We start from the raw sequence: 1,460 nt of genomic DNA, 5'->3' as shown, positions 1-1,460 counted from the left end.
GCCATCGACCTCGCGGATTTCCTCTTCGCCGTAGTAGGCGTTGAAGGGGAAGGGCTGGGCGATCATGGAATCGGGATAGGTCGGCGCCAGACAGCTGGGGGCGCTGCGCCGTCTGCCGCGCGCCGGCCTGCTGCGCCGCACCGGCAAGCCCTTGCTGGCGGCGCTGGACCACGCCTATGGCGACGCGGCGGCGCTGCACCAGTGGATGGCCATCCCCGCCACCTTCGCCGCGCACGTCGAGACCTTCGGCCGCATCGAGCACGCCGAGGCGCTGCTGGTCGGCGCCACCGCGCTGATCCTGCAGATGACCGGCTGGCTCACCGCGCGCCAGTTGGCCGTGATCACCTTCACGCTGCTGCTCGAGCATGAGCGCGGCCACGCCGCCGTGCCGCCCACGCTGCTGGAGATCATGCTGGCCGAGCCGGCGTGGAAGGAAGCCCATTTGCTGCGCCTGCTGAAGGAACGGCTGGCCAAGCTGGAATTGCAGGCGCCGGTGATCGGCCTGACGCTGCACGCCGGCCAGCTGCAGCCCATGCTGCCGCCCAACGCCCAGCTGTTCCCGGAACCCGGCGGTTCGCCGGCCGACTTCAAGCGCCTGCTGGAACTGCTGTCGGCGCGGCTCGGGTCCGACAACGTGCTGACGCCGCTTGACACCCCCGACCACCGCCCGGAACATTGCAACAGCTGGGGACCGGCCACCCGCTCCATGAAGCCGGCGGCCGACGTCGACGAACTGCTGGAGCGCCCATGCTGGGTGCTGCAACAGCCGATCGCGCTGCGCGTGCGCGACGAGCGGCCGTTCTATATGAGTCCGCTGCGCCTGATCCGTGGCCCGGAACGGCTGGAAGCCGGCTGGTGGGACGACCAGACCGTCGGCCGCGACTACTACGTGGCGCAGGGCACGGACGCCGCCTGCTACTGGATCTACCTCGAGCGCAGCCAGGACGCGCGCTGGTTCCTGCATGGCATGTACGCCTGACACGGAGCCTCCGCCATGCACACCCTGCCCGACGGCGCCGCTTTGCCGCCCATTCAATCCGCCACACCCGCGCTGCCCGACTACGCCGAACTGCAGTGCGTCAGCCACTACACCTTCCTGCACGGCGCCTCGGCGCCCGAGCAGCTGGTCGGGCGCGCCGCCCAGCTCGGCTACCGCGCGCTGGCCATCGCCGACGAATGCACCGTGGCCGGCATCGTCAAGGCCCACTGCGCCGCCAAGGAACTCGGCCTCAAACTGCTGATCGGCAGCCAGATGACGGTAACGCCGGAGGACGGCAGCCCGCCATTCCGGCTGCTGGTGCTGGCGATGAACCGCAACGGCTACGGCAACCTGTGCGAGCTGATCACCGTCGGGCGGAGGCGCGCCGAGAAAGGCAGCTACCTGGTGCGGCCGCGCGACATCGCCGCGCCGCCGCCCGACCTGGCCGCGCTGCGCGGCCTGCCCGACTGCCAGCTGGTGC

General features: G+C 70.7%; 2 protein-coding genes and 1 pseudogene. 2 read left to right on the top strand and 1 reads right to left on the bottom strand.

The window, feature by feature from the left end; all coding sequences use genetic code 11:
• Nucleotides 1-99 (bottom strand): annotated as a pseudogene (locus GTP69_RS30805) (molybdopterin-binding protein); the annotation flags it as partial.
• Nucleotides 100-151: 52 nt separating this feature from the next.
• Between GTP69_RS30805 and GTP69_RS30800 the strand changes: the two are divergent.
• Together GTP69_RS30800 and GTP69_RS30795 are read left to right on the top strand one after the other, a co-directional pair.
• Nucleotides 152-979: a DNA polymerase Y subunit UmuC family protein gene (locus GTP69_RS30800; RefSeq protein WP_161058428.1), complete on the top strand. Its 828-nt coding sequence runs from the start codon at nucleotides 152-154 to the stop codon at nucleotides 977-979.
• A 15-nt stretch (nucleotides 980-994) separates the two neighbouring features.
• Nucleotides 995-1,460, top strand: a 466-nt coding sequence (locus GTP69_RS30795; RefSeq protein WP_161058427.1) for a PHP domain-containing protein, incomplete at its 3' end; no start/stop codon positions are given.

This window comes from Duganella levis, assembly GCF_009857605.1.
Lineage (GTDB): Bacteria > Pseudomonadota > Gammaproteobacteria > Burkholderiales > Burkholderiaceae_D > Rugamonas > Rugamonas levis.
Note: the sequence above shows the minus strand (reverse complement) of the source record. Positions and strands in the feature narration are given on the sequence as shown.